The 23694-nt window shown below is 71.0% G+C and carries 26 protein-coding genes and 1 pseudogene; 11 read left to right on the top strand and 16 right to left on the bottom strand.

Annotated features, from left to right (window positions below; translation table 11 throughout):
• Positions 1-36: 36 nt before the first annotated feature.
• The 6 genes from KSF81_RS13535 (at position 37) to KSF81_RS13510 (ending at position 4515) form a co-directional block, all read left to right on the top strand.
• The gene (locus KSF81_RS13535) at positions 37-963 is read left to right on the top strand and encodes a class I fructose-bisphosphate aldolase (protein WP_217379434.1); all 927 of its coding nucleotides are present in this window, start codon (positions 37-39) and stop codon (positions 961-963) included.
• A complete protein-coding gene (gene thiE, locus KSF81_RS13530) occupies positions 963-1637 on the top strand; it encodes a thiamine phosphate synthase (RefSeq protein ID WP_217379433.1) in 675 nt (224 codons plus the stop codon). Before KSF81_RS13535 ends, thiE begins: the two co-directional genes overlap by 1 nt.
• Positions 1634-2431, top strand: coding sequence for a metallophosphoesterase (locus tag KSF81_RS13525; RefSeq protein ID WP_217379432.1), 798 nt, complete (start codon positions 1634-1636; stop codon positions 2429-2431). Before thiE ends, KSF81_RS13525 begins: the two co-directional genes overlap by 4 nt.
• Positions 2431-3156, top strand: a complete 726-nt coding sequence (locus KSF81_RS13520) for an FkbM family methyltransferase (RefSeq protein ID WP_217379431.1) — start codon at positions 2431-2433, stop codon at positions 3154-3156. The genes KSF81_RS13525 and KSF81_RS13520 overlap by 1 nt, the downstream gene beginning before the upstream one ends.
• Before the next feature lie 74 nt (positions 3157-3230).
• Positions 3231-3668: a DUF2171 domain-containing protein gene (locus KSF81_RS13515; protein WP_217379430.1), complete on the top strand. Its 438-nt coding sequence runs from the start codon at positions 3231-3233 to the stop codon at positions 3666-3668.
• A gap of 166 nt (positions 3669-3834) precedes the next feature.
• Positions 3835-4515 carry a DUF599 domain-containing protein gene (locus KSF81_RS13510; RefSeq protein ID WP_217379429.1) on the top strand — a complete coding sequence of 227 codons (681 nt, stop codon included), beginning with the start codon at positions 3835-3837 and terminating at the stop codon, positions 4513-4515.
• Positions 4516-4523: 8 nt separating this feature from the next.
• Here the strand turns inward: KSF81_RS13510 and KSF81_RS13505 are convergent, their stop codons facing one another.
• Positions 4524-4949 carry a hypothetical protein gene (locus tag KSF81_RS13505; protein ID WP_217379428.1) on the bottom strand — a complete coding sequence of 142 codons (426 nt, stop codon included), beginning with the start codon at positions 4947-4949 and terminating at the stop codon, positions 4524-4526.
• A gap of 50 nt (positions 4950-4999) precedes the next feature.
• A complete protein-coding gene (alaS, locus tag KSF81_RS13500) occupies positions 5000-7651 on the bottom strand; it encodes an alanine--tRNA ligase (protein ID WP_217379427.1) in 2652 nt (883 codons plus the stop codon).
• 294 nt (positions 7652-7945) lie between these two features.
• Between alaS and KSF81_RS13495 the strand changes: the two are divergent.
• Positions 7946-8447 (top strand): annotated as a pseudogene (locus tag KSF81_RS13495) (ferritin-like domain-containing protein).
• 80 nt (positions 8448-8527) lie between these two features.
• On the opposite strand, the gene recA reads toward KSF81_RS13495, so the two are convergent.
• From recA to KSF81_RS13455, 8 genes are all read right to left on the bottom strand, one after another.
• Positions 8528-9574, bottom strand: a complete 1047-nt coding sequence (recA, locus tag KSF81_RS13490) for a recombinase RecA (protein ID WP_217379426.1) — start codon at positions 9572-9574, stop codon at positions 8528-8530.
• 231 nt (positions 9575-9805) lie between these two features.
• On the bottom strand, positions 9806-11362 hold the full coding sequence (locus KSF81_RS13485; RefSeq protein ID WP_217379425.1) for an ATP-binding protein: 1557 nt from the start codon (positions 11360-11362) through the stop codon (positions 9806-9808).
• Entirely contained in the window at positions 11355-12422 is a 1068-nt protein-coding gene (locus KSF81_RS13480) for a flagellar biosynthesis protein FlhB (protein WP_217379424.1), read from the bottom strand. The genes KSF81_RS13485 and KSF81_RS13480 overlap by 8 nt, the downstream gene beginning before the upstream one ends.
• A 3-nt stretch (positions 12423-12425) precedes the next feature.
• Positions 12426-13190 carry a flagellar biosynthetic protein FliR gene (locus KSF81_RS13475; protein ID WP_309139556.1) on the bottom strand — a complete coding sequence of 255 codons (765 nt, stop codon included), beginning with the start codon at positions 13188-13190 and terminating at the stop codon, positions 12426-12428.
• A complete protein-coding gene (locus KSF81_RS13470; protein ID WP_217379423.1) occupies positions 13187-13462 on the bottom strand; it encodes a flagellar biosynthetic protein FliQ in 276 nt (91 codons plus the stop codon). Before KSF81_RS13470 ends, KSF81_RS13475 begins: the two co-directional genes overlap by 4 nt.
• A 43-nt stretch (positions 13463-13505) precedes the next feature.
• Positions 13506-13814 carry a flagellar hook-basal body complex protein FliE gene (locus KSF81_RS13465; protein ID WP_217379422.1) on the bottom strand — a complete coding sequence of 103 codons (309 nt, stop codon included), beginning with the start codon at positions 13812-13814 and terminating at the stop codon, positions 13506-13508.
• Positions 13814-14221: a flagellar basal body rod protein FlgC gene (gene flgC / locus KSF81_RS13460; protein ID WP_217379421.1), complete on the bottom strand. Its 408-nt coding sequence runs from the start codon at positions 14219-14221 to the stop codon at positions 13814-13816. Before flgC ends, KSF81_RS13465 begins: the two co-directional genes overlap by 1 nt.
• Before the next feature lie 16 nt (positions 14222-14237).
• On the bottom strand, positions 14238-14630 hold the full coding sequence (locus KSF81_RS13455; protein WP_217379420.1) for a flagellar basal body protein: 393 nt from the start codon (positions 14628-14630) through the stop codon (positions 14238-14240).
• A 142-nt stretch (positions 14631-14772) separates the two neighbouring features.
• On the opposite strand from KSF81_RS13455, the gene KSF81_RS13450 reads away from it, so the two are divergent.
• From KSF81_RS13450 to KSF81_RS13435, 4 genes are all read left to right on the top strand, one after another.
• Entirely contained in the window at positions 14773-15012 is a 240-nt protein-coding gene (locus KSF81_RS13450) for a hypothetical protein (RefSeq protein WP_217379419.1), read from the top strand.
• A 30-nt stretch (positions 15013-15042) separates the two neighbouring features.
• The gene (locus KSF81_RS13445) at positions 15043-15306 is read left to right on the top strand and encodes a flagellar biosynthetic protein FliO (RefSeq protein WP_217379418.1); all 264 of its coding nucleotides are present in this window, start codon (positions 15043-15045) and stop codon (positions 15304-15306) included.
• Positions 15303-16070 (top strand): flagellar type III secretion system pore protein FliP, encoded by a 768-nt coding sequence (gene fliP, locus KSF81_RS13440; RefSeq protein ID WP_375293328.1) that lies wholly within the window; start codon positions 15303-15305, stop codon positions 16068-16070. Before KSF81_RS13445 ends, fliP begins: the two co-directional genes overlap by 4 nt.
• A gap of 63 nt (positions 16071-16133) precedes the next feature.
• Positions 16134-17474: a hypothetical protein gene (locus tag KSF81_RS13435; RefSeq protein WP_217379417.1), complete on the top strand. Its 1341-nt coding sequence runs from the start codon at positions 16134-16136 to the stop codon at positions 17472-17474.
• Between the two features lie 9 nt (positions 17475-17483).
• Here the strand turns inward: KSF81_RS13435 and speE are convergent, their stop codons facing one another.
• From speE to KSF81_RS13405, 6 genes are all read right to left on the bottom strand, one after another.
• A complete protein-coding gene (gene speE, locus KSF81_RS13430; protein ID WP_217379416.1) occupies positions 17484-18353 on the bottom strand; it encodes a polyamine aminopropyltransferase in 870 nt (289 codons plus the stop codon).
• 72 nt (positions 18354-18425) lie between these two features.
• Entirely contained in the window at positions 18426-18881 is a 456-nt protein-coding gene (gene speD / locus KSF81_RS13425; protein WP_217379415.1) for an adenosylmethionine decarboxylase, read from the bottom strand.
• A 157-nt stretch (positions 18882-19038) separates the two neighbouring features.
• Positions 19039-21996 carry a hypothetical protein gene (locus KSF81_RS13420; RefSeq protein WP_217379414.1) on the bottom strand — a complete coding sequence of 986 codons (2958 nt, stop codon included), beginning with the start codon at positions 21994-21996 and terminating at the stop codon, positions 19039-19041.
• On the bottom strand, positions 21996-22640 hold the full coding sequence (locus KSF81_RS13415; RefSeq protein WP_254453512.1) for a protein phosphatase CheZ: 645 nt from the start codon (positions 22638-22640) through the stop codon (positions 21996-21998). The genes KSF81_RS13420 and KSF81_RS13415 overlap by 1 nt, the downstream gene beginning before the upstream one ends.
• Complete coding sequence (locus KSF81_RS13410; RefSeq protein ID WP_217379413.1) at positions 22633-23019, bottom strand: response regulator; 387 nt, start codon at positions 23017-23019, stop codon at positions 22633-22635. The genes KSF81_RS13415 and KSF81_RS13410 overlap by 8 nt, the downstream gene beginning before the upstream one ends.
• A gap of 70 nt (positions 23020-23089) precedes the next feature.
• Entirely contained in the window at positions 23090-23671 is a 582-nt protein-coding gene (locus tag KSF81_RS13405; protein WP_217379412.1) for a MotE family protein, read from the bottom strand.
• Positions 23672-23694 lie beyond the last annotated feature (23 nt).

The raw sequence follows: 23694 nt of genomic DNA, 5'->3' as shown, positions 1-23694 counted from the left end.
AACGGTGGCCTTGCGCCCAAGGAAAGGGATGTTCCGATGCAGCTCACGCCCAAGGTGAAAGAGATCCTCTCCTGGTATGAGAGCGACAATCCCGGCACCAAGGCGAATCTCGCCCGCATCCTGATGGAAGGACGGCTCGGCGGCACCGGCCGCATGGTGATCCTGCCGGTCGACCAGGGTTTCGAGCATGGCCCGGCCCGCAGCTTCGCGCCGAATCCGGCGGCCTATGACCCGCGCTACCATTTCGAGCTGGCGATCGAGGCGGGGCTGAACGCCTATGCCGCGCCGCTCGGCATGATCGAGGCCGGCGCCGCCAGCTATGCCGGCGCCATCCCGACCATCCTGAAGGTGAACAGCAGCAACAGCCTCTCCACCACCAAGGACCAGGCGGTGACGGGTTCGGTGTCGGATGCGCTGCGGCTCGGCTGTTCCGCCATCGGCTTCACCATCTACCCCTCCAGTGAATACCAGTTCGAGATGATGGAGGAGCTGCGGGAACTGGCCGAGGAGGCCAAGTCGGTCGGCCTCGCCGTGGTGGTCTGGAGCTATCCGCGCGGCCCGATGCTGGACAAGACCGGCGAGACCGCCCTCGATATCTGCGCCTATGCCGCGCATATGGCGGCGCTGCTGGGCGCCCATATCATCAAGGTGAAGCCGCCGACCGAGGCGATCTTCCTCGATGCCGCCAAGAAGACCTATGAGAAGAGCCCGGTGCCCGAGATCGGCAGCCTCTCCGGCCGGATCGCGCATGTGGTGCAGGCCTGCTTCGGCGGCCGGCGCCTGGTGGTCTTCTCGGGCGGCGAGGCCGGCACCGCCGACAGCATCCAGGACATGGCCCGCGGCATCCACAAGGGCGGCGGCAACGGCTCCATCATCGGCCGCAACACCTTCCAGCGGCCGAAGCCGGAGGCGCTGCGGCTGCTGGCCGACATCATCGACATCTACAAGTCTCCGGTCGGCTGATGCCGGGCGGCCCGTCCGGGTCGGCGAACGGCAGCGCGGAGACCCCGCGCTGCCGTTTGTATTTGGTCACCCCGCCCGCCTTCGAGCCCGCCCGCTTCGCCGGGGATCTCGCCCGGGCGCTCGATGCCGGCGATGTCGCGGCGCTGCAGATCCGGCTGAAGGCGGCGGATGACGACGCCATCCGCCGCGCCACGGATGCACTGCTGCCGGTGGCGCGGTCCCGCGACGTGGCGGTGATCATGAACGACCGTGCCGATCTCGCGGTGGCGACGGGCTGCGACGGCGCGCATCTCGGGCAGGAGGACGGCAACCATGCGGAGGGGCGGCGCCTGCTGGGGCCGGACCGGATGCTCGGCATCACCTGCCACGCCTCCCGCCACCTGGCCATGGAGGCGGGCGAGGTGGGTGCGGACTACGTCGCCTTCGGCGCCTTCTTCCCCACCGATACCAAGCAGGTCCAGCACCACGCCGCCCCGGACATCCTGGAATGGTGGAGCGAGATGTTCGAACTGCCCTCGGTGGCCATCGGCGGCATCACCGCGGCGAATTGCGCGCCGCTGGTCCGGGCCGGGGCGGATTTCCTGGCGGTGATCGGCGCGGTCTGGAACCACCCGGAAGGCCCGGCGGCCGGCGTGCGCGCCATGAATGCGGCGATCTCGGCCGCCGTGCCATGACCGCCTTCGCTATCGGCCCCTGGACCGAGGCGCCCACCGATACCCGGGGCGAGACCGTCTTCGCGGTCGGCGACGTGCATGGCTGCACGCCGCTGCTCGCCGCCGGACTCGGGACGCCGAAACGCCTGGTCTTCCTCGGCGATCTCATCGACCGCGGTCCGGACAGCATCGGCGCGCTCCGCCGCTGGGCGACGGTGGAGCCCGCACCGGGCATCGCCCGGGTCGAGCGGCTGATGGGTAATCATGAGCAGCTTCTGCTGCTCGCCTGCGGCGAGGCGGGGCCAGAGGCAGCAGCGGCAGCACGCGATCTGTGGCTGTCGCTGGATGGCGGCACGATGCTGGCGGAGATGCGGGCCGAGGCCGGCCGATCGGCAGCGATGCCCGATGCCACGCTGCTGCGCGATGCCTTTGGCGAGGCGGTGGTGGCGCGGCTGCGGGCGCTCCGCTCCCATCTCGCGCTCGGCAACCTGGTCTTCGTGCATGGCGGGCTGGACCCGGCGCAGGACAGCGCGGCCTTCCTCGCCCTGCCCTGGAAGACCCTCGCGGCCAAGCCGCGCCACTGGGCCTGGATCACGGGCGGCTTCCTCGACTGGAAGGGCGGGTTCGGCGGGCGCCTGGTGGTGCATGGCCATACCCCGCCGGCCAAGCAGCGCCCCTTCACCGGCCTCGAGGATCCGCATGTGCTGGCGGAGGGCCGGCTCAATCTCGATGGCGGCAGCGCCGTCACCGGCCTTGTCACCGGGGCGCAGATCGAGACCGGGCGCTACCGCGTGCTGCGGGCGAAACAGGGCTGATGGACGAACTCGCTTTCCACCGCACCCTCCACCGCCCCGGCACGCTGCTGGATGTCGGCGCGCATGACGGCGCCTTCACCCTGCCCTTCGCCGCCCTCCCCGCCTCCCGCGTATTGGCCTTCGAGCCGCTGCCCAGCGCCTTCGTCCGTCTTCGCGCGGCGGTCGGCACGGCGGCGAATGTGGGATTGCGGCAGGAGGCGCTGGGCGACCATCGCGGCGAGATCACCCTGACCCTGCCGGTGCTGGATGGCGTGCCGCAGGAGCAATGGGCCTCCACCACCAAGGGCTATGCCGGCCTCCAGGATGCGCGGGTGACGGAGCAGCGCCATACCGTGCCGCTGCGCCGCCTCGACGAATTCGGCCTCATCGACCTCACCGCCGTGAAGCTGGATGCCGAGGGCGGGGAATACGAGGTGCTGCGTGGCGGGCGGGAGACGCTGCTGCGCTGCCGCCCCATCCTCTCCATCGAGATCGAGGAGCGGCACCGGCCGGGCTCCACCTGGGCGGTGCCGGCCTGGCTGGACGCGCTGGGCTATGAGGGCTTCTGGGAATTCTGGGGCGACTGGCGGCCCATGGCGGCTTTCGACCGCGCCGCCATGCAGCGCGCCAGCCCGAATCCGGCGGTCTTCGAAGCCTCTGATCCCTATGTCTTCACCTTCTACTTCCTGCCGCGTGAGGCGGCGGCGCCGATGCTGGCGCGGCTGCGGGCGGCGGAGGCGGGCTGACAAGATTCCTCCGCTCCTGCATCCCATCGGGCCTGGCGCCGTTCTGGAGGGACCCCGGCGGCAGGAGGAACAGCATGGCCGATGCAGCACGGATCGCCCGCGGCGAGATCCGGGACCACATGCCCGTCACCGGCAGCGACGGAAGGCCGCTCGGCACGGTGGACCGGGTGGAGGGCGATTTCATCAAGCTGATGCGGAACGACCCCGGCGCCGGCGGTGGCCATCACTGGCTGCCGCTCTCCACCGTCGCCGGGCTGGATGGCGGCGTGGTCCGGCTCTCGATGCCGGCGGCGCAGGCGGAATCGGCCTGGCTCGATGAGGTGGAGGTGGCACGGCGCCTCACCCTGGACCCCGATGCAGGGGCCGCCTTCGGCCGGCCCGATGACGGGGCGCCGCATGGCAGCCGCGCCCATGCCCATGGCGGCCCGAAGGGCGAGCGGGAACACGGGCAGAGCGGCCAGGCGCCCGGTCCGGCGGGGCAGACCTCCTTCGGCGTGAACCGGCGGGTCTGAAGCGGGCCTCTGCCGCACAGTGGCATGACGCGTCGGCTGCGGCGGATGGCGCTTCCGCCGCCCTTGCGATTCCCGATGCGGTTGTGCTGCGCCACCGGTATGAAGGCCGCGGCCCATCGCCAGGATGCGGCCACCAACCGCCCATGTGGAAGGCCGGACCCGCCCGATGCTGTCGCTCTCGCTGCTCGATTGGGCCGCCTTCCTGGTCTTCGTCGGCTGCTGGTCCGGCTATGCGCTGCTGGTCGACCGCATCCCACGCATCCACCACCGCAGCGTCATCGCCGCAATGGACGAGCATCGCCGCCGCTGGATGCGGACCATGACGACGCGGGACAACCGCATCATGGATACGAACATCATCGGCAACCTGATGAACAGCACCTCCTTCCTGGCCAATACCGCCATCTTCATCCTGGGCGGGCTGGTGGCGATGCTCGGCAGCCCGGAACTCGGCGCGCGCGTGTTCGGCGCCCTGCCCTTCGCGGCGGTGCCGGATGCCGCCGCCTGGGAGGTGAAGGTGGCGCTGCTGATCCTGATCTTCGTCCGCGCCTTCTTCGAGCTCACCTGGGCGCTGCGGCAGTTCAACTACTGCTCCATCGTGATCGGCGGCATCGGCGCCGGCCCGGAAGGGGCGGGAGCGCTGCTGCATGCGGAGATGGCGGCGAAGGTCGCCAACCGCGGCGCCCGCCATTTCAACACCGGGCTGCGGGCCTATTACTTCGGCCTGGCCGCCCTGGCCTGGCTGCTGCACCCGCTGGCCCTGATGGCCGCGACCTTCTGGGTGGTGCAGGAACTGCACCGCAGGGAATTCCGCTCGGTGGTGCGGGAGGCCTTGCAGGAAAGATAGCATCCGGCTCAGCCGCGCTCGATCCGTCGCAGCTCGGCCCAGAACTCCTGGAAGATCGCCCGGCGCAGGGCCCGCTCGGGGCCGGAGGCGGCGAAACGGTCGGGGTGGAAGCGCAGCGCGAAGGCGCGTTTGGCGCGGCGGAACCGGTCATTCGCCATGGCCTCGTTCCCCCGCCTCCGGTCGGCCTCCGCCAGCCGCAGAGCAAGGCGGGTGCGTTCCAGTTCCGCCGTCAGCAGAGCGATACGCGCAGCTTGGGAACGGCCGAGCGCCCGCGCCGTGCCGAGCCGCCCCGTCCGACGCCATGCTTCGCAGCGGGGCGTCCCGCCACGCCGCAGCCAAGCCAAGCGCCGCCGCAGCGCGCGCAGCAGGCGGAGCCCCAGCGAAGCCAGCCCGGCCAGCAGCAACGCCAGGAGGATGCCAAGCAATTCCACCATGCCGGCAAGGCTTCTGCACCGGCAGGGATGAAGAATGCCTTGCCGGCGGATCAGGCGGCGGTCAGCAGGTCCCGCACCGCCGCCAGCGCCGCATCGGCCTTCTCCGCCTCCGGTCCGCCGGCCTGCGCCATGTCCGGCCGGCCGCCGCCGCCCTTGCCGCCGACCGCGGCACTGGCGGCCCGCACCAGGGCCACGGCATCGGCCCGGCCGCGCGCCGCCTCGCCCACTGCGACGACGATGCTGGCCTTGCCCTCGGCGGTCGAGACTAGCGCCGCCAGGTCGGCGGTGCCGCCCTTCAGGATGGCCTCGGCCACACCCTTCAGATCACGCGCCGGAATCTCGCCGAGGTTCCTGAGCGCCACGCGCAGCCCGGCCAGTTGCTCAACCTCGGCCGCGCCGCCGCCGGTGGCGAGCTTCTTGCGAAGCTCCGCCACCTCGCGCTCCAGCTTGCGGCGATCCTCCAGCAGCGCGGCGACGCGGGCCGGCACCTCGGCCGGTGGGACCCGCAGCGCCGCCGCGGTGTCCTGCAGCCGCTGCTCGGCCGCCTCCACCAGTGCCAGCGCGGCCTCGCCCGTCACCGCCTCGACCCGGCGGACCCCTGCGGCGACGGCGCCCTCGGAGACGATCTTGAATAGGCCGATATCGCCGGTGCGCCGCACATGCGTGCCACCGCAAAGCTCCAGCGAATAGACGCCGTGCTTCTCGGCGGCAGCCGGATCATGGCCCATGCCGACGACGCGGACCTCCTCGCCGTATTTCTCGCCGAAGAGCGCCATGGCACCGGCCTCGACCGCCGCCTCCGGCGTCATCAGCCGGGTGACGACCTCGGCATTCTCGCGGATGCGGGTATTCACCTCCGCCTCCACCCAGGCGAGGTCGGTGGCGGCCATCGGCGTCGGCTGCGAGACATCGAAGCGCAGCCGGTCCGGCGCGTTCAGGCTGCCCTTCTGCGAGACATGCGGGCCGAGGCGGCGGCGCAGCGCCTCATGCAGCAGATGCGTCGCGGAATGATGCGCGCGGATGCTGCCACGGCGCCTGTGGTCCACCTCCGCCTGCACCGCCAGGCCCGGCCGGGCCTCGCCATGGGCGACGGTGCCGAGATGCACGAAGACATCGCCCAGCTTCTTTTGGGTGTCGCGCACCACGATCCGGCAGGCCTCGCCGGCCGAGATCAGCCCGGCATCGCCGACCTGGCCGCCGCTTTCGGCATAGAAGGGCGTCTGGTTCAGCACCACCGCCACCTCGGCCCCGACCGGCGCGCTCTCCACCAGCTTGCCGTCCATCACCAGGGCCAGGATCTCGGCCTCGGCCGTCTCCGTCGTGTAGCCGAGGAATTCGGTGGCGCCGACCTGCTCCTTCACGTCGAACCAGAGGCTCTCGGTCGCCGCCTCGCCGCTGCCGGCCCAGGCCGCGCGGGCGCGCCTGCGCTGCTCGGCCATGGCCGCCTCGAAGCCGGCGACATCCACGGCGCGGCCCTCGCTCCGCAGCGCATCCTGCGTCAGGTCGAGCGGGAAGCCATAGGTGTCGTAGAGGCGGAAGGCCACATCGCCGGGCAGGGTGCCGCCCTCGCCGAGCCGCGCGGTTTCGTCGCCGAGCAGGTGCAACCCGCGTTCCAGCAGCGAGCGGAAGCGGGTTTCCTCCAGCTTCAGCGTCTCGGTGATGAGCGGCTCGGCGCGGACCAGTTCGGGATAGGCGGCGCCCATCTGGCGGACCAGCGCCGGGACCAGCCGGTGCAGCAGGGGCTCGCGCGAGCCCATCATATGCGCATGCCGCATGGCGCGGCGAAGGATGCGGCGCAGCACATAGCCGCGGCCCTCGTTCGAGGGCAGGACGCCATCGGCGATCAGGAAGGCGCCGGCCCGGAGGTGGTCGGCCACCACGCGATGGCTGATCCGCCAGCGGCCATCGGGGTCCGTCCCGGTGGCCTCGGCGGAGGCGAGGATCAGGGCGCGCAGCGTGTCCGTATCATAGTTGTCGTGCTTGCCCTGGAGGATGGCGGCGAAGCGCTCCAGCCCCATGCCGGTATCGATCGAGGGGCGCGGCAGCGGCACGCGGGTGCCGGGCGGGCCTTCCTCGAACTGCATGAAGACCAGGTTCCAGATCTCGACGAAGCGGTCGCCATCCTCATCCGCGCTGCCAGGCGGGCCGCCGGGGATCGTCTCCCCGTGGTCGAAGAAGATCTCGGAACAGGGGCCGCAGGGGCCGGTATCGCCCATGCGCCAGAAATTGTCGGAGGTCGGGATGCGGATGATGCGGCTGTCCGGCAGGCCGGCGACCCGCTTCCAGTAGGCGGCGGCGTCCTCATCCTCGGAGAAGACCGTGACCAGCAGACGGTCCTTCGGCAGGGTGAAGTCCTTTGTGAGCAGCTCCCAGGCATAGGCGATGGCCTGTTCCTTGAAGTAGTCGCCGAAGCTGAAATTGCCCAGCATCTCGAAGAAGGTGTGGTGCCGGGCGGTGTAGCCGACATTGTCGAGGTCGTTGTGCTTGCCGCCGGCGCGGACGCATTTCTGCGCCGTGGTGGCCCGCACATAAGGGCGCCGCTCCTGCCCCGTGAAGACATTCTTGAACTGCACCATGCCGCTATTGGCGAACATCAGCGTGGGGTCGTTGCGCGGCACCAGTGGCGAGCTCTCGACCACCGCATGGCCGTTGCGGGCGAAATAATCGAGGAAGGTCGCGCGGATATCGTTGCTGCTGGTCATCGCCGGTCGCTCTTCGCCCCTTGGGGTCCCGTCCTTGGCCCCACCGCAGTCTCGGCGATGGGGGCACCCTGCCTCTAGCCTGCGGCGCCGGGGGCGTCGAGGGGCGCCGCCCGTTCAGGCCGGGGCCGCCGGCGCGTGACGTTCCGCCGGGCGCCGCAACCCCCCGCGGCGCGGCCCGTTCCACCCCGGGCGGGGGCAGGGCTCCCGGTCAGGCCGGCGCCCTTGCCCTGTCGCATCCCAAAGAGCCTGGATAGGAGATCGCCCGTGGCCGACACGATCAAGGACCTGCTGACCATGGAGTTGCAGGATACCTACAGCGCCGAAACACAGATCCTGGAGGCCCTGCCGCAGATGGAGGAGGCGGCCTCGACCCCAAGCCTGAAACAGGCTTTCCAGAAGCACCTGCAACAAACCCAGAAGCAGGTCGAGCGGCTGGAAGAAGCCTGCAAGATCCTCGGGATCGAGCCCGAGGGGGAAACCTGCGAGGCCATGGAGGGCCTGGTGGAGGAAGGCGAGGAGATCATCGACGATCGACGAGGGCCCGGTGCTCGACGCCGCGCTGATCGCCGCCGCGCAGAAGGTGGAGCATTACGAGATCGCCGCCTATGGCACGCTCTGCGCCATGCTGAAGGCCATGGGCGAGACCAAGGCTGCCGAGCTGCTGGGGCAGACCCTGCAGGAGGAGAAGGACACCGACGAGTTGCTGACAGGCTTGGCCGAGCGGGAGGTCAACCCGGCTGCGATGGGCAAGAAAGCGGCAAACGACCCGTCCGGCCGCAGCCGCGGAGCGGCGTGAGGCCAGGTCGCGGGGCGGCGTGAATTCGGAACGGGCGCCCTTGGGCGCCCGTTCGCTTCGGCGGAGCTTCCGCGGCCCGGCTACTCGGCGGCCGCGGCCTCGTCGCTCTCCTCATTCTCGCCGACCAGCATGGCATTGGCCACGATCCCGGCCTGGGCCCGGATACGGGCCTCGATGGATTGCGCCACTTCCGGGTTGTCCCGCAGGAACTGCTTGGGATTCTCCCGCCCCTGGCCGATCCGCTGCCCGTCGCAGCTGAACCAGGCGCCGGACTTCTCCACCACGCCTGCCTTGACGCCAAGATCGATCAGCTCGCCGAGCTTGGAGATGCCCTCGCCGAACATGATGTCGAATTCCACCTGCCGGAAAGGCGGCGCCATCTTGTTCTTGGCCACCTTCACCCGGGTGGAATTGCCGACCACGTTGTCGCGGTCCTTGATGGAGCCGGTGCGGCGGATCTCCATGCGGATCGAGGCGTAGAATTTCAACGCATTGCCGCCCGTGGTGGTCTCCGGGTTGCCGAACATCACGCCGATCTTCAGGCGGATCTGGTTCAGAAAGATCAGCAGCGTGTTGGAACGCGAGACCGAGCCGGTGAGCTTGCGCAGCGCCTGGCTCATCAGCCGGGCATGCAGGCCGACATGGCTGTCGCCCATCTCGCCCTCGAGCTCGGCGCGGGGCACCAGGGCGGCGACGCTGTCCACCACCAGCACATCCACCGCGCCCGAGCGCACCAGCGTGTCGGCGATCTCCAGCGCCTGCTCGCCAGCATCGGGCTGGCTGATGAGCAGATTGTCCACATCGACGCCGAGCTTCTTCGCATAGCCCGGGTCGAGCGCATGCTCGGCATCGATGAAGGCGCAGGTGCCGCCCTTCTTCTGCGCCTCCGAGATCACATGCAGCGCGAGCGTGGTCTTGCCTGAGCTTTCCGGCCCGTAGATCTCGATGATGCGGCCCCTGGGCACGCCACCGATGCCGAGCGCGATGTCAAGGCCGAGCGAACCGGTCGAGATCACCTCGATCTCGCCATCCTGCGCCTGCCGCGCGCCCATGCGCATGATCGAGCCCTTGCCGAAGGCCCGTTCGATCTGGCCGAGCGCGGCGTCGAGCGCCTTTCCCTTGTCCATTCTGGATATCCCGCCTCTGGGGTCGCCCCTGTCCCAACCGCCGCACGCCTCAACCATTACGCGAAAGGATCAGGGTTGCATTACCCATCACCTTAGCACGCCGACGCGTGGTGCTGGAACAGGGGCAGGCCCGAATCCCGCATGCCCAATCTCAGGCAAGACCAGGAATATGCCCCCATCGCCGCCCGAAAACAAGAACATTTAGGAAACACGAAGCCTCTCGCCGCAGCCTCATGCGGCCGCTGCCGAGGCTGGTCGGAGCACCGATGCCAGGGCCGCCAGAAGCTCCGCCGGGGCATAGGGCTTGTGCAGGAACCGCATCCCCTCACCCTCCGGATCATGGCCCAGTGCGGATTCGGCATAGCCCGACAGCAGCACCACCGGCAGCCCCGGCCAGCGGGAGCGGAGGTCGCGGGCAAGCTCCAGCCCATCCTGGCCCGGCATCGCCACATCGCTGACCAGCGCATCGGGCGGTGGCGAATCCGCCAGCAATCCCAAGGCGGCCTCGGCACTCTCGGCCGCCAGCACCTCATGCCCCGCCCGCTGCAGCAGCAGCGCCGCCAGTCGCCGGAGCGGCGCCTCATCCTCGACCAGCAGGATGCGCCCGCCACCGCTGCCAGCGAGAGGGGTGGCCGGCGCCGGCGCCACCGGTGCCGTCACGGCCTCCTGGCGCGGCAGATGGATACGGAAGGTGCTGCCCTCGCCCGGCCGGCTCTCGACCGTGATATGGCCGCCGGACTGCGCGACGATTCCCTGCACCGTGGCCAGGCCAAGGCCGGTGCCGCCTTTGTCCGGCCGGGTCGTGAAGAAGGGCTCGAAGAGGCGCGGCAGCGTCTCCGGCGGAATGCCGCAGCCGGTATCCGAAACCTCCAGCACCGCATAGCGCCCCGGCGGCAGGCCGGCCGGCCCCTCGCCCTCCAGGCGCAGAACCACGGCACGACCCGTGGCGATGCGGAGCCGCCCGCCCCCCGGCATCGCTTCCCGCGCATTCACCGCCAGATTCAGGATCACCTGGTCGAGTTGCGCGGGATCGACGCGCACGCAGCGCCCCGGCACCTCCAGCGCCAGGTCGAGTTGCACGCCCTCGCCCAGCAGCCGGCGCAACAAGGGCGCCAGGCCCGAGACCGCCGCGTTCAGGTCGAGGATGCGGGGCTGCAGCCGCTGCTGCCGGGCGAAGGCCAGCAATTGCCGGACCAGCCCCGCGCCGCGCTGCGCTGCATCCTCGATCCGGCCGAGTTCCGCGGCGGCGGCGGCGGGCAGGCCGGCGGCCCGCATCGCCTCGGCACTGCCCAGGATGGCGGCCAGAAGGTTGTTGAAATCATGCGCGATCCCGCCGGCCAGCCGGCCCACCGTCTCCAGCCGTGCCGCACCGGCGAGCCGCGCCTCCGCCCGGCGCTGCGGGGTCCGGTCGGTGACGCGCAGCAGCAGGGCGGGGCCGTCGCCATCGAGCGCCGGCAGGGCCTCGCAATGCAGTGCCCATTCCGTATCCTCGGGCGCCGCCGAGTCGGCCGGCACCACCAGCAGCGGCGCCGCTTCGGGCATTCCGGCAGCGGCGATCCGGGCGGCCAGCGCCTGGCGCTGCGGCAGGGCGACCAACTGCACCGCAGGCAGCCCCGGCCGCAAAGCCACTGTCGGCCCAACCAGGCGGCCGAGCGCCGGGTTGGCCATGCGGATGCGGCCCTCTGGGTCCAGCAGCGCCATGCCCTCCGGCGCGGCCTCGAACAACAGCCGGAAGGCTCCGGCGGCGGCAGGCGGCGAGCGGCGGCGGAACAGGCGGTGCTCAGCCACCGGCACGAATCCCGGCCTGGCCCCGCAGGCGCCAGACATAGGCGATGATTTCCGCCACCGCCTGCCAGTGTTCCGGCGGGATCTCGGTATCCGTCTCCAGCCGGTACAGGGCCCGGGCCAGTGGCGGGCTGGCGACGATCGGCACCCCATGCTCCTCGGCCGCCGCGCGGATACGTGCCGCCATCGCATCAACCCCCTTGGCCACCAGCCGCGGCGCCGCCGCCTGCGCCTGGTCATAGGCCAGGGCGACAGCGTAATGGGTCGGATTCGTTATGACCACTGCCGCCTTCGGCACCGCCGCCAGCATCCGGCGCCGCGCCCGGCTTTCGCGCAGCCGCCGGAGCCGGCCCTTCACCTGCGGGTCGCCCTCGCTCTCGCGCATCTCCTCCCGCATGTCCTGCCGGCTCATGCGCATTTGCCGATGGTGCTGCCAGCGCACCCAGCCCAGATCGAGCGCGGCGATCAATGCGAAGGCGCCGAGCATGGCCACCAGCAGCCGCAGGGCGCCACGCCCCGCTTCCTCCAGCAGCGCCCCGGCGGGCAGATGCAGCGCCGCCTGCAACCCCCGCAGGTCCACCGCCCGCCAGAGCACCAACCCAACCAAGCCCAGCTTCATCAGGGTCTTCAGCAATTCGGCCAGCCCCTTGGGGCCGAATAGCCGCTTCAGTGCCGCAATCGGGTTCAGCCGCGAGGCATCCGGCACCAGTGCCTTGCCCCGGACCAATCCGCCGGTCTGCGCCATGGTGGCCAGGATGGCCGCCAGCGCGGTGGCCGCCAGCACCGGCAGCAGAGCCAGTGCCGCGGCCCGCAGCAGGTTGAGCGCCACTGCCGCGGTCCCGCCCGGATCGGCCACGCTCAGCAGGTCCCGCATGGTCCGCAGCCAGTGCATCCCGAGCAGCGGCAGCGCAAAGGCGGCCGCCAATGTGGCGCCGAGCAGGGTGGCGAAGCCCACCGCCTCCCGCGACAGCGGCACCTGCCCCTGCTCCCGCGCCCGTTCCAGGCGCTTCGGGGTTGCGGCTTCCGTGCGGTCCTCGCCTTCCTGCGCGCCGCCTTCCGCCATGGTTCAGTGCAGTCCCGGCAGGGCCAGGAAACCCTCGCGCGTCGCCGTCGCCCAGGTGGAGAGCAAGGCCGGCAACACCAGGACCAGGAGCAGCAACCCCGCCAGAAGCTGCCCCGGCGCCGCGACGGCGAAGATCTGTACCTGCGGCGCCAGCCGTGCCAGCAGGCCAAGCGCCAATTGCCCGAGCACCGCCGCCAGCACCAGCGGCGCCGCCAGCCGCAGGGCGAGGCCGAAACTCTCCGCCACTCCCAGCGCGACCGATTCGGCCCCGGCGCCCAACGGCAAGTCCCCACCGGGCGGCAGCAGGGCATAGCTGCCGGCAAGGGCGCGCAGCGGCAGCGCATAGAGCCCACTGCCGAGCACCAGCGCTGCGGCCAGAAGCCCAAAGAGCCGGCCGGTCGCCGTGGATTGGGCGCCCAGCAGCGGATCGGTCTGCAAGGGGCTGGCCAGGCCGATCATCAGCGCCGCCATCTGCCCCGCCTGCGCCATGGCCAGTGCCAGCAGCCGCGCCAGCAGGCCGAGCCAAAGCCCTATCCCAGTTTCGATCAGCACCAGGCGCAGCAACTCCGGCACCGTGCCCGGCACCGGCGGCAGCGCCGGCGACAGGCCGGGCAACAGCAGCGCGACCAGGGCCAGGACCAGGCTGAGCCGGATGGTGGCCGGCACATCCGCCTCGCCCAGCCCCGGCAGCAGCAGCATGGCGCCCCCGACGCGCGCGAAGACCAGCGCCGCATGGAAGGCCAATAGGGGCAGTTCCACCGGGCTCACGGCAGGCCGCCAACCGCGACCACGCGGTCGAACAGCCCCTCCGCATAGCCGCGCAGGGAGCCCGCCATGGCGGGGCCGAGCAGCAGCAGCACGAGCCCCATCGCCACCAGCTTGGGCAGGAAGGCCAGCGTTGGTTCCTGGATCTGGGTTAGTGCCTGGAGCACGGATACCACCAGGCCGATCGCCAGCATGGCGAGCAGCGGCGGGCCGGCAAGCTGCATCGCCATCCACAGCGCTTCCTGCGCCGCGAAGGCCACCGGATCCTCGGTCATCGCCCGCCTCCTGCGGACAGCGCCACGGAACAGCCGCCGCGGGCTAGATCGGCATGCGCATCACGTCCTGATAGGCGGAGACGACACGGTCGCGCACCGCCACCGCGGTTTGCAGCGTGAGCTCGGCGCGGGAGACCGCCATCACCACATCGGCGACACTGCCCTGGCCGAGCAGCGCCTGGGTGGTCGCGGCATCGGCGCTGCGGCCGACCTCCACGGCGCCCTCCACGGCGCGTTGCAGGGTGGCGCCGAAGCCGCTCCCCGGCACCACGGAAACCGCACCGCCCACGGCCGGAGCGGAAGTGGTGCGATAGGCCGCCGCCACCTGGGCGGGCGCAACAAGCAGGGCCATCAGCGCAGCGCCTCGATGGTGCGGGTGAGCATGCCCCGCGTGGTTTCCAGGACGGAGAGATTGGCGCTGTAGCTGCGCTGCGCCTCCCGCATGTCCATCATCTCGATCAGGCTGTCGACATTCGGCCGCTTGACATAGCCCCGCGCATCCGCCGCCGGATGCGCGGGATCATGCACCTGCGGGAACTCCCCGGGTGCAGTGCCGATACGCGAGACCCGCACCGTTTGCGTGCCCAGCGCGCGGTCGAGCCGATTGCCGAAGGTGACTGTCTTCCGCCGGTAGGGATCGGCACCGGGTGATTCGCCGGTGCTGTCGCGGTTCGCCAGATTCTCCGCCACCACCCGGAGCCGCGCCGACTGCGCCTCCATGCCAGCGGCCGAGATGCGCAGCGCATGATCGAGATCCATTGCCTGCCTTCCCCCTCTACTGTGAACGGCCGAGCGCCGTGCGGAACAGGCCGAGATAGCGGCGGTGCAGCCCGGTCGCCAGCGCATGGGCCGTGTCGGTGTCCGCGACCCGCAGCGCCTCGCGATCGAGCGTCACGCCATTGCCGTTCGGCGCCCGCTCCGTGAGCAGGCGGTCCGGCCGCGCGCGGGGGTCGCCGCCGCGGGTCGGGGCGAGGTGCCCGGCATTCGTGCTCACCATCGCCATGCCCCCGGCGCCGGCCAGCACCTGCGCAAAGGGGCGCAGGTCGCGCGGCTGGTAGCCGGGCGTATCGGCATTGGAAATGTTCTGCGCCAGCACGCGCTGCCGCGCCTCAAGCCAGGCGAGGCGGCGTTCGGCTAGGGTAACGGGGGTGGTGCGCGTCGGGTCCATGACCTCCTCAATGCCCGTGCGGCGCTGAAGATTCGGTTAAGCGGTGGGGCGATGCGGCCGGAACCGGACCGTAAGCCCCTGTTAACCTTCCCGATGCGACGCTTCGGGTATGACCCGAGGCACCCCAGCCAGCCCACAGACCATGCCGGCCCTCGCCGCGGTCGAGGCGCTGCACGACACCATCCGCATGGCGCGCGCGCTGGTGGATAGCGGCCGCCGAATCGACCTCGCCGGACTGGATGCCGAGGCCGCGACGCTTTGCACCGTGGTGGCATTGCTGCCGGCGGGCGCAGCGCGGCCGCTCCGCCCGGCGCTCGAAGCCCTGGCGCGGGAGGTGGACGGGCTTGCCGCTGCCTTGCCCTCGCCGCCCGGCACCACCTGAACTCCCGCAACGCAGGCAAAAGGCCGCGTGATGACCCTCGATTCCCCGATCTGGTTGCAGGCAGGCAGTGCGCTCGCCGGTGTGCTGCTGCTGGCCTGGCTCGCCGCGCGCGGCCTCCGTGCTTCCGGCCTGGCGGCGCGGGAGGGCCGCCGGCTGGCGGTGCAGGAGGTGCTGGCGATCGATGCGCGCCGGCGCCTGCTGCTGCTCCGCTGCGATGGGCGGGAGGTGCTGCTGCTGACCGGCGGCAGCCAGGACCAGATGCTGGGCTGGCTGCCCGGGCAGGACGCGCCATGAAGACGATGGCGGGATGCGCCACGAAGGCGTTGGCGACGGCCCTGCTCCTGACGCTCGCGGCATTGCCGGCGGTGGCGCAGAGCGTCAGCATCGATCTCGGCGCCGCCGGGGAGGCTGGCGCTACCTCGCGCCTGGTGCAGTTGACGGCGCTGATCGGCGTGCTCTCCCTGGCACCCTCGCTGCTGGTGATGGCCACCGCCTTCACCCGCATCGCCATCGTGCTGTCGCTGCTCCGCACCGCCATCGGCGCCCAGGGCGTGCCGCCCAACCCGGTGCTGATCGGGCTCGCGCTGTTCCTGTCCCTGTTCGTGATGCAGCCGGTTCTCGAACAAAGCTGGCAGGCGGGGCTGGCGCCGCTGATGGAAGGCCGGATCGGCGAGCTGCAAGGGCTTTCCGCCGCGGCCGAACCCTTTCGGACCTTCATGGCGGCGCAGGTGCGCGAATCCGATCTGGCGCTGTTCCTCGACCTGGCGGGATTGCCGCAGGCGGTGATGGAGCAGGCGCGGCCGGAGCAACTGCCCTGGCGTGCCCTGCTGCCCGCCTTCCTGGTCGGCGAGCTGAAACGTGCCTTCGAGATCGGCTTCCTGCTGTTCCTGCCCTTCCTGGTGATCGACATGGTGGTGGCGAGCCTGCTCATGTCCCTCGGCATGATGATGCTGCCGCCCAGCGTGGTCTCCCTGCCGTTCAAGCTGATCTTCTTTGTGCTGGTGGACGGCTGGCGGCTGGTGGCGGGCAGCCTGGTGCAGGGCTTCGCCAGCGGTTGAGCGCGCTGGACTTCCGCCCCGCACGCGTGGCACCGTTCCACCATCGCACCTCCGGTGGTTGCCATGCTGCGCGGAATGCTCGCCCTGCTGCTGCTCCTGACCTCCGGCGAAATCGCCCTGGCGCAGCGGGCAAGCCCGGCCGAGGGTGCCTGTTTCCTGCCGCAAGGTGCCGAGAAGGCGCTGGCCGAATGGGTCCGCAGCAATCCCATGGACGGCCTGATCGTCCTGAGTCCGAAGCAGACCTCCCATGCCCGCGCCACCCTCTCCTTCGAGATCCGGAAGCCGGACGGGATTGAGGAGGAGGAGTGGCGCAGGACCTCCTTCGCCGCGATCGCCTATCGCGCGGCGATGCGTCAACGCCCCCCCGATGATGCCCGGGTCTTCCTTGGCTATGTCATGCCGCCCTCCCCCGGCGCCGATGTCACGCCGATCCGGGCCGAATTCACGCTGCCCGACGGATACGCGCCCACCGCCTGGCAGGTGGCCATCATCGGCTGCCGGGACGGCACGCCGGAACGTTTCGGGCTGACCGAGGTCACGGTCTCCAGCTACAGCCTCTCGGTCGCGGCAGGCCTCGGCAGCGTGATCCTGCTCTATGTCCTGATCGCCTTCACCGCGCGTGGCGTGCATGCCCGGCAGTTGGAGCTCGTGGCGCAGGAGGCGGCCAGCGACGAGCGCCGCCCGAAACCCGCCCTGCTGCGCGCCTTCAGCCCGGTGATCATCTGCCAGGACGCCTTCGGCGCCGCGAGCCTGTCCCGCTTCCAGGTGCTGCTCTTCACGCTGGCCGTCGTCGGTGTCTACGCCTATGTGCTGGTGCGCACGGGGCAGCTCTCGGCCCTGTCCGAGGATGTGCTGGTGCTGCTCGGGATCACCCTGACCGGCTCCACCCTCGCGAATGTCGCCGATAGCCAGGTCCTCAGCGCGCCGAACCGCTTGTGGCTCCTGGCCACGGGCGTGCTGGACAACCGCCCGCGCCGGCCGCGCTGGCAGGACCTGCTCAGCGCCGAGGGCGAGATCGACGTGACGCGGGTGCAGGCGCTCGCCTTCAGCGCCTTCGCCGCCATCGCCCTGGTCTGGTATGGCGCCACCGACCTTGAGCAGTTCCGCATCCCGCCCCAGCTCAATGCGCTCATCGGCATCAGCCAGATCGTCTATGTGGCCGGCAAGGCCCTGCCGCGCGAGGCCGCCAAGCGCCTGAACGAGGAGGTGCGCCTGCTGCGGGAGGCGGAGCGCGATACCCTGGCCAAGCCGGAAGACCCGGCAGCGCGGCTGGGTTTCGACCGCGCGCGCACCGCACTCCAGACCTCGCTCTATGACGTCTTCGGGGAACGCTTCCGGCCGGAACGGCTGCGCAGCCTGACCCCTGGCCAGGCGAGCATCGCCGCGGCCGTGCCGGCGGCCTGAGCCCGGATCTCAGCGGCCGGAAAGCTGCTCGGCGATGTAGGGCGGCAGGTTGAAGGCGCCCTGGTGGATCTCCGGCGTCCAGTAGCGCGTGGTGCCGAGGATGCCCGCGGCCATGGCCCGGCGCCGGATCTCCTCCACCCCGACCTCCCGCAGCCCGGCATCCTTCGCGGCCCAGCCGAGCGTCATGAAGCCGCCGACATAGGTCGGCACGGCGGCCACATAGGCGAAGACATCGGGGAAGGACTTGGCGCGCCGCCGGCTGGTCTCGCGCAGCTCGTCCGCCTGCATGAAGGGCACGCCGCACTGGTTCACCACCAGGCCGCGCCCGGTCAGCAGCCGCGCGCAATTGGCGTAGAACTCGTCGGTGAACAGCACCTCGCCGACGCCGATCGGGTCGGTGCTGTCGACGATGACCGCATCGAAGCTGGCGGCGGGTGCCTGACGGACGTAGTCGATGCCATCGCCGACGATGACCTCGGCGCGCGGGTCGGTCCAGGCATCACCACCGATGCCGGGCATGAACTCCCGGGCCAGGCGGATGACCTCGCCATCGATCTCGACCATGACGGCACGCTCGGTGGTGCCGTGCTGCAGCACGCGCCGCAACACACCACCATCGCCGGCACCGATGATCAGCACCCGCTTCGCCGCGCCATGCGCCAGCAGCGGCACATGCGCCAGCATCTCCTGGTAGACGAACTCATCCGCCTCGGTGATCTGCACCACGCCGTCGAGCAGCAGCACCCGGCCATGCGAGTGGCTCTCGAACACCATGATGTCCTGGAAAGCGCTTTTCACCCGGGCGAGCTCCCGCTTCACCAGGAAGCGCTGGCCCCATCCGGCATAGAGCGTCTCATGCACCCAGGAATCGATTGCCATGGCAGGCTCCACATAGCGAAAGGGCGGGATCCTTGGGATCCCGCCCCTGGTTCCGTCACATTCGGCGCCGCGTCAGCCGACCATGCCGCGCTTGTGCTCCGCCAGCTGCACCCGTCCCGGAAGGAAGCCCTTCTTGAGAACGGGGATGGCGAGATAGGGGTTGCAGTCGCCACAGACAAAGATGTCGAGCGCCGCATAATCCCGCTCCGGCCAGGTGTGGATGGAGACATGGCTCTCCGCCAGCACCAGCACGCCGGAAACGCCACTGTTCGGGCCGAAATGGTGAAAGTGCCCGTGCAGGATGGTGGCGCCCGTGGCGATGGCCGCCTCGCGCAATACCGCATCGACATGTTCCGGGTCCGCCAGGTTGGTGGCGTCCCAGAGATCGATGATCAGATGCGTGCCGGCGAAACGGACGCCGTCACGGGTAACGAAATAATCCTTGGCCTCGCTCTCCGAGGTTGCAGAATTCTGGGCTTCGCTCGGGAGCAATTCCGAGACCATCCCCAGTTGGACGAGAGCTTCCATTGCGGGCTCCTTCCCACCAGCAGATGACCAGGGTGATCGGGGATCGATCAGGTCAATGGCCGGCGCATATGGGGCACGCGGACCAGCAAGGCAAGCGAATTCTCCCCCCCTTTTGCCGAAATTTTTTGCCGCTGCCCCCCCGATCCCGGCGCTGGACTCAGCGTGTAACCGGCCCACCCGCCCGCAATGCCTCCAGCCGCACGGGGAAGTTGCGGAAGAGTTGCAGTTCGCGCTGGAGGCGCGGCAGATCGCCCATGCCACGCAGCGGATCGGCGGTGAGCAGCGTGAAAGCCTCGGCCAGCGCGCCGCCCTGCATCCGCGCCGCATGCTCGGCATGCAGCGCCGCCAGCGCCGCGTCCTCCCCGGCCAGGGCCAGGATCGCGGCCTGGCGCAGCACCAAGCGACGATGCTGTTCCAAAAGCGGCGCTGGCACCGCTGGCAGGGCCGTGCGGAGATGCCGGCGGAGCGCCGCCGCGGCGCCGGACCAGTCCTGCGCCTCGACCAGCAATTCCGAAAGCGGCTCCGCACCCGCCGGGCCAAGTGCCTGTAACGCGGCCACCGCCCGTGGCAAGCGCCCGCGCCGCGCCTCCACCCGTGCCTCTAGGATCGCACGCTCCTGCGCGAGCACGGGCGGCAGGTTCGGCGCCATGCTGGCGGCGAGCGCGGCCTGGGCGCCGGCAGCATCGCCTTCGGCCAGGTGCAGCGCTGCCAGCCGCAGCCCGAGTCCCGCCCGTGCCGCACCCGCGGCACGCGATGCCGCCTGGCCGAGCAGCGCCGCGGCACGCTCCGTCAGGTCAAGCGCGATCAGCCGGTCGGCCAGCAGCACCGCGGTTGCCTCGCCACGCGAATCGGCAGGCAGCAATTCGGGATGTGCATCGTATAGCGTGACTGCGGCCAGCGGTGGATCGTGCTCCAGTGCCGCCAGGAAAGCTCCGATGAGCTCTGGACGGAGTTGCGCGGCGCGGTCCGGCACCATCGCCTCCGTCTCGTGCAGCAGCGCCAAGGCGCCGCGTGGATCGCCGGCGGCGCTTTTCAGTTGCGCGAGGCGGAGCCGCGCCGCCACCTCCCCCTCATCGCCGCGCCAGGCGAATAGCGCAGCCTCCAGTGCCCGCGCCGCGGCCGGGGCATTCAGGAGGCCGGTGGCAAGGCGCAGTTCCACCGCGCGGCGCAGCGCCTGCGCCCGCTCCAGCCGGTTCCGCCCCTGCGCCACCGTGTCATAGCCGGCGAGCGCCGCTTCGACCCGGCCCTCGGCTTCGGCCAGCATGGCGCGCGGCAGGGCCAGGTCGGACCCCGACGGGGCGGCGGCCAGTAGATGACGCAGCGCCTCCCGCTCATCGGCCTCGGCCAGGGCCCGCGCGGCCAGGGGCAACAGGCGGGAACGCAGGCCCTCAGGATAGGCGAGCAGCAGGGGCAGGGTGGCGGCCAGGCCGGGCGCGGCGGTGCGTGGCTCGCCCCGCGCCGCGGCCAGGGCGGCACGCCAGAGGGTGATTTCGTCATTCTCCGGCAGATCGGGGTGGCCAAGCCCGGCCGTTTCCTGAAGTCGTCCGGCGAGCAGGGCGGCGGCGGCGGCCAGCGCGGCGAGGCGCGGGTGCTGGGGCGCGCGTGGGTCCTCGGCCAGGGCAAGGGCGAGCATTGCCTGCGCCTCCTGTGGCAGGCCGAGGGCGAGCAGGCTTTCCGCCGCCGCCTGGCGCTGCGCCAGCCGTGCCAGCGGCGGCGCCCCGACGATGCCGCCCTGCTGCGATCGCAGCCGCTCCAGAAGCTGTGCTGCCGGCAGGTCCGGCAGGTCGAAGAGGCGGGTCATCGCCGGCCCGGCTGCCGCCTGGGCTGCGGCGGGATCCAGCGCAAGCCGAGCGCTACCCGCCGCCGTGACGGTGAAGCGGTCGATGCCGCCCTGCATGGTGACGCTGTCCGCCCGGGCCAGCACGGCGGTGCCGAGCAGGGTGGCCGGCAGGTCGAGTTCCGGCAGGCGGCGCCCGACCGGCATCGCCTGCCCGGCCTCCCGCACCGTGCCGAGCAGCAGCGGCAGGCCGCTTTCAGGGTCGGTCATCGGCACCACGCGGCCGGGCTGCGCAGCGCGGAGCAGGAGCCGCGGGGCTGCCCCCGCCTCGGCTTCCAATGCAATGGTGCGATCCTCGGGCGCCAGCCGGCCCTCCCGGGATTCTGCGGGCCCCGAGACTTCCAGCAGCCAGGCACTCCCCTCCCGCCGGGCCCGCAGCGTGGCGGGCGGTGCCAGCGGCAGCCGGAGCAGCGTCGCGCCGGGCAGGGCGACGGCCTCGGCGCCCGCAAGGACCGGGTCACGGCGAAGCGCCGTCAGATCGAGCGGCAGGGCGGCATCGAAGACCGCGAGCATGGCATCGCCACGGCGCAGCAGCGCGGCACCGGTGCCAGCAGGGAAAGGCATGAGCAGGGCGCGCGGCCGGCCCGGTGCGACCACCAGCCGAACCGGCAGGGCGGCGGGGCTGGGTGCCGATGGCTCGAGGGCGCTGGCCGCCACCGATCCGCGCACCGTCGCTGCCATGGGGGAACCCCGGACAGGCTGCGCCGCCGGCTGGACGGCATCCTGCGGCAATGGCGCTGCCGCAGCCGGGCGTCGCGCCTTTGGTTCGTCGGGCGTGAGCGCCTGGGGTGGGCTGGGCATGGGCACCGGAGGCGCATCGGGCGCAAGCGCTGCTGGCGCAGCGGGTGCGGTCACCGGTGGCGCCCTGGATACGGGTGCCGCCGCCGTTCGGACTGCCGGCGGCGCGGCGGCCGGCCTGTCCGGGGCCGGGTCGAGCAGATCCACCACCACTCGCGGTCCAAGCCGGAAATGCCGGACCCGCGCCCCCGGACGCATCGCGACCTCGGCGCCCTCGCTGCCCATGGCCAGGCCGGTGACGTTGCGTGGCAGCCGGCGCAGGCCGGAGAGATCCAGCTCGGTCCCCGGCGGGAAGCGGAGCAGCACCTGGTTGCCCTGCTGTTCCAGGCTGTAGTCCAGCGGGCTGCGCCAATCGAAGACCAGTCGGCCGTGGTTCGGATGTTCGCCGGCACGCACCCCGACACGCTCCTGCGCCAGCGCCGGGCGCAGCATCGCCAGCCCGAGCAGTGCCGCCATCGTGCAGCGGAATGCGCCCCGCATCAGTCGAAGCTCGCCAGCAGCCGGTCGATCTCCGCCTGGGACGCGGCGGCCGCCGGAAGCTGCGGCCCATTTGCCAGGGCCTGCCCCTCGGTCTGTGCGACGGTGGCGGGTTCGGGCAGCGGCGATGGGCCGGCACCACGGCCGAAGGCGGCGGTGACGGCGGCGACGCGGCCCTCGATCGCCTTCAGGGCCGACACCACCTTGCCGATGCGCTGGCCGGTAATGTCCTGGAAGCTGCAGGCTTCGTAGATGCGGGTCACGGCATTCGACAGCGCCTCCGCATCCGGGCCGGAGAGGCGCGGCTGCAGCGCCTCCAGCGTCTCGCAACTGTCGAGGATCTCATTGGTCGCGGTTGCGGTGTGGTGGACCACCGCGTCCAGCTCGTCCGTGGCGGCGGGGATATGGCTGGCGTTGATGTCGTCCACCCGCAGCGCGGCGATCTCGGATTTGGCGCGCATCACCTCCCGCCCCAGCGCCTCCAGCTCGGCGAGCAGCGCGGCCTCGGTGACCGTCATGTCGCCGGAAAGGCTGCCGAGGACGGCGCGCACCGCGGCCTCGATCGGATCGCCGCCATGCGGCGGTGGGTGCAGCCTGCCGGGCATGGGTGCCCGGAAGCCGCCGGAGTCCTGGCTCCCGTCAGGCATGCGCCATCACCTTCTCGATCTTGTCGCGCAGCGTCTCGGCGTTGAAGGGCTTCACGATGTAGTTGGAGACCCCGGCTTGCTTCGCGGCCACGACGTTCTCGGTCTTGCTTTCAGCCGTGATCATGATGAAGGGGGTATCGCGCAGCCGGGCATCCGCCCGCACCTCCTTCAGCAGGTCGAGCCCGGTCATGGGCGCCATGTTCCAGTCGCTGATCACCAGGCCGAACTGGCCGGCGCGCAGCTTGGCCAGCGCCTCCTGACCATCGGTCGCCTCCTCGACATTGTCGAATTCGAGCTGTTTGAGCAGGTTGCGGATGATCCTGAGCATCGTCTTGTAGTCGTCCACGATCAGAACGTTGGTCGTCTTGTCCATTGCCATGCTGCGGCCTCCTTCGTGCAGATCTCCGGCCGGGCCTTCCAGGGCGCTGGGCGGAATATCCTCGGTTGTTTCAATCGGCGGGGCGGGCGCGGTGCCGGGCAAGTTCCGCCGTCAGCAGCCGTGCCCGTTCCGGACGCATGGCGCCGAGAACCGGCGCCGCCTTCGCCTCCCGCATCCGGTCCACGAGTTGCACCAGGACCGGCATGTCGAGATCGTCGAAGATGGCCGCGGCATCGCGCGGCCGCATGCCCTCATAGAGCTTCACCATCTGGCGCCAGCCCGCCTCCTCCCGCTCCGTGCGGGCCTGGTCGGCGGCGGCGAGCCGTTGCTGCAGCACGGTCAATTCCTCGATCCGTTGGCCAAGCCGGCGCTCGGTGGCCGCCAGCACCATCTCCCGTGCCGCGACCGCCTGTTCGCGCGTATCAAGTTCGATGCGGCGGGCGCGCAGCCCTTCCAGCACCGCCCGCTCTGCCTGCTGTTCCGGTGGCGGCGGATCGGGCGCTGCCGCTGGTGCCGTGGGGGGTGGCATGGCGCCGGCGGGGCGCGTCTCGGTGCTGACCGCATGAGCCGTGCCGACCAGCCCGACCTGCGGCGCCGTCGCAGGCAAGCCCAGAACCAACCCGTGCAGCTTGGCGGCCAGCAGCAGGGCCATAGCGGCCAGCGAGGCTGGCAGAA

Source organism: Siccirubricoccus sp. G192 (genome assembly GCF_019084075.1).
Classification (GTDB): Bacteria; Pseudomonadota; Alphaproteobacteria; order Acetobacterales; family Acetobacteraceae; genus G192.
Note: the sequence above shows the minus strand (reverse complement) of the source record. Positions and strands in the feature narration are given on the sequence as shown.

What these genes read in the sequence shown, in the direction of transcription:
- KSF81_RS13535 (WP_217379434.1), top strand. Translation starts at nt 37, where the DNA reads ATGCAGCTCACGCCCAAGGTGAAAGAGATCCTCTCCTGGTATGAGAGC.
- thiE (WP_217379433.1), top strand. Translation starts at nt 963, where the DNA reads ATGCCGGGCGGCCCGTCCGGGTCGGCGAACGGCAGCGCGGAGACCCCG.
- KSF81_RS13525 (WP_217379432.1), top strand. Translation starts at nt 1,634, where the DNA reads ATGACCGCCTTCGCTATCGGCCCCTGGACCGAGGCGCCCACCGATACC.
- KSF81_RS13520 (WP_217379431.1), top strand. Translation starts at nt 2,431, where the DNA reads ATGGACGAACTCGCTTTCCACCGCACCCTCCACCGCCCCGGCACGCTG.
- KSF81_RS13515 (WP_217379430.1), top strand. Translation starts at nt 3,231, where the DNA reads ATGGCCGATGCAGCACGGATCGCCCGCGGCGAGATCCGGGACCACATG.
- KSF81_RS13510 (WP_217379429.1), top strand. Translation starts at nt 3,835, where the DNA reads ATGCTGTCGCTCTCGCTGCTCGATTGGGCCGCCTTCCTGGTCTTCGTC.
- KSF81_RS13505 (WP_217379428.1), bottom strand. Translation starts at nt 4,949, where the DNA reads ATGGTGGAATTGCTTGGCATCCTCCTGGCGTTGCTGCTGGCCGGGCTG.
- alaS (WP_217379427.1), bottom strand. Translation starts at nt 7,651, where the DNA reads ATGACCAGCAGCAACGATATCCGCGCGACCTTCCTCGATTATTTCGCC.
- recA (WP_217379426.1), bottom strand. Translation starts at nt 9,574, where the DNA reads ATGGACAAGGGAAAGGCGCTCGACGCCGCGCTCGGCCAGATCGAACGG.
- KSF81_RS13480 (WP_217379424.1), bottom strand. Translation starts at nt 12,422, where the DNA reads ATGGCGGAAGGCGGCGCGCAGGAAGGCGAGGACCGCACGGAAGCCGCA.
- KSF81_RS13470 (WP_217379423.1), bottom strand. Translation starts at nt 13,462, where the DNA reads ATGACCGAGGATCCGGTGGCCTTCGCGGCGCAGGAAGCGCTGTGGATG.
- KSF81_RS13465 (WP_217379422.1), bottom strand. Translation starts at nt 13,814, where the DNA reads ATGGCCCTGCTTGTTGCGCCCGCCCAGGTGGCGGCGGCCTATCGCACC.
- flgC (WP_217379421.1), bottom strand. Translation starts at nt 14,221, where the DNA reads ATGGATCTCGATCATGCGCTGCGCATCTCGGCCGCTGGCATGGAGGCG.
- KSF81_RS13455 (WP_217379420.1), bottom strand. Translation starts at nt 14,630, where the DNA reads ATGGACCCGACGCGCACCACCCCCGTTACCCTAGCCGAACGCCGCCTC.
- KSF81_RS13450 (WP_217379419.1), top strand. Translation starts at nt 14,773, where the DNA reads ATGCCGGCCCTCGCCGCGGTCGAGGCGCTGCACGACACCATCCGCATG.
- KSF81_RS13445 (WP_217379418.1), top strand. Translation starts at nt 15,043, where the DNA reads ATGACCCTCGATTCCCCGATCTGGTTGCAGGCAGGCAGTGCGCTCGCC.
- fliP (WP_375293328.1), top strand. Translation starts at nt 15,303, where the DNA reads ATGAAGACGATGGCGGGATGCGCCACGAAGGCGTTGGCGACGGCCCTG.
- KSF81_RS13435 (WP_217379417.1), top strand. Translation starts at nt 16,134, where the DNA reads ATGCTGCGCGGAATGCTCGCCCTGCTGCTGCTCCTGACCTCCGGCGAA.
- speE (WP_217379416.1), bottom strand. Translation starts at nt 18,353, where the DNA reads ATGGCAATCGATTCCTGGGTGCATGAGACGCTCTATGCCGGATGGGGC.
- speD (WP_217379415.1), bottom strand. Translation starts at nt 18,881, where the DNA reads ATGGAAGCTCTCGTCCAACTGGGGATGGTCTCGGAATTGCTCCCGAGC.
- KSF81_RS13420 (WP_217379414.1), bottom strand. Translation starts at nt 21,996, where the DNA reads ATGCGGGGCGCATTCCGCTGCACGATGGCGGCACTGCTCGGGCTGGCG.
- KSF81_RS13415 (WP_254453512.1), bottom strand. Translation starts at nt 22,640, where the DNA reads ATGCCTGACGGGAGCCAGGACTCCGGCGGCTTCCGGGCACCCATGCCC.
- KSF81_RS13410 (WP_217379413.1), bottom strand. Translation starts at nt 23,019, where the DNA reads ATGGCAATGGACAAGACGACCAACGTTCTGATCGTGGACGACTACAAG.
- KSF81_RS13405 (WP_217379412.1), bottom strand. Translation starts at nt 23,671, where the DNA reads ATGGCCCTGCTGCTGGCCGCCAAGCTGCACGGGTTGGTTCTGGGCTTG.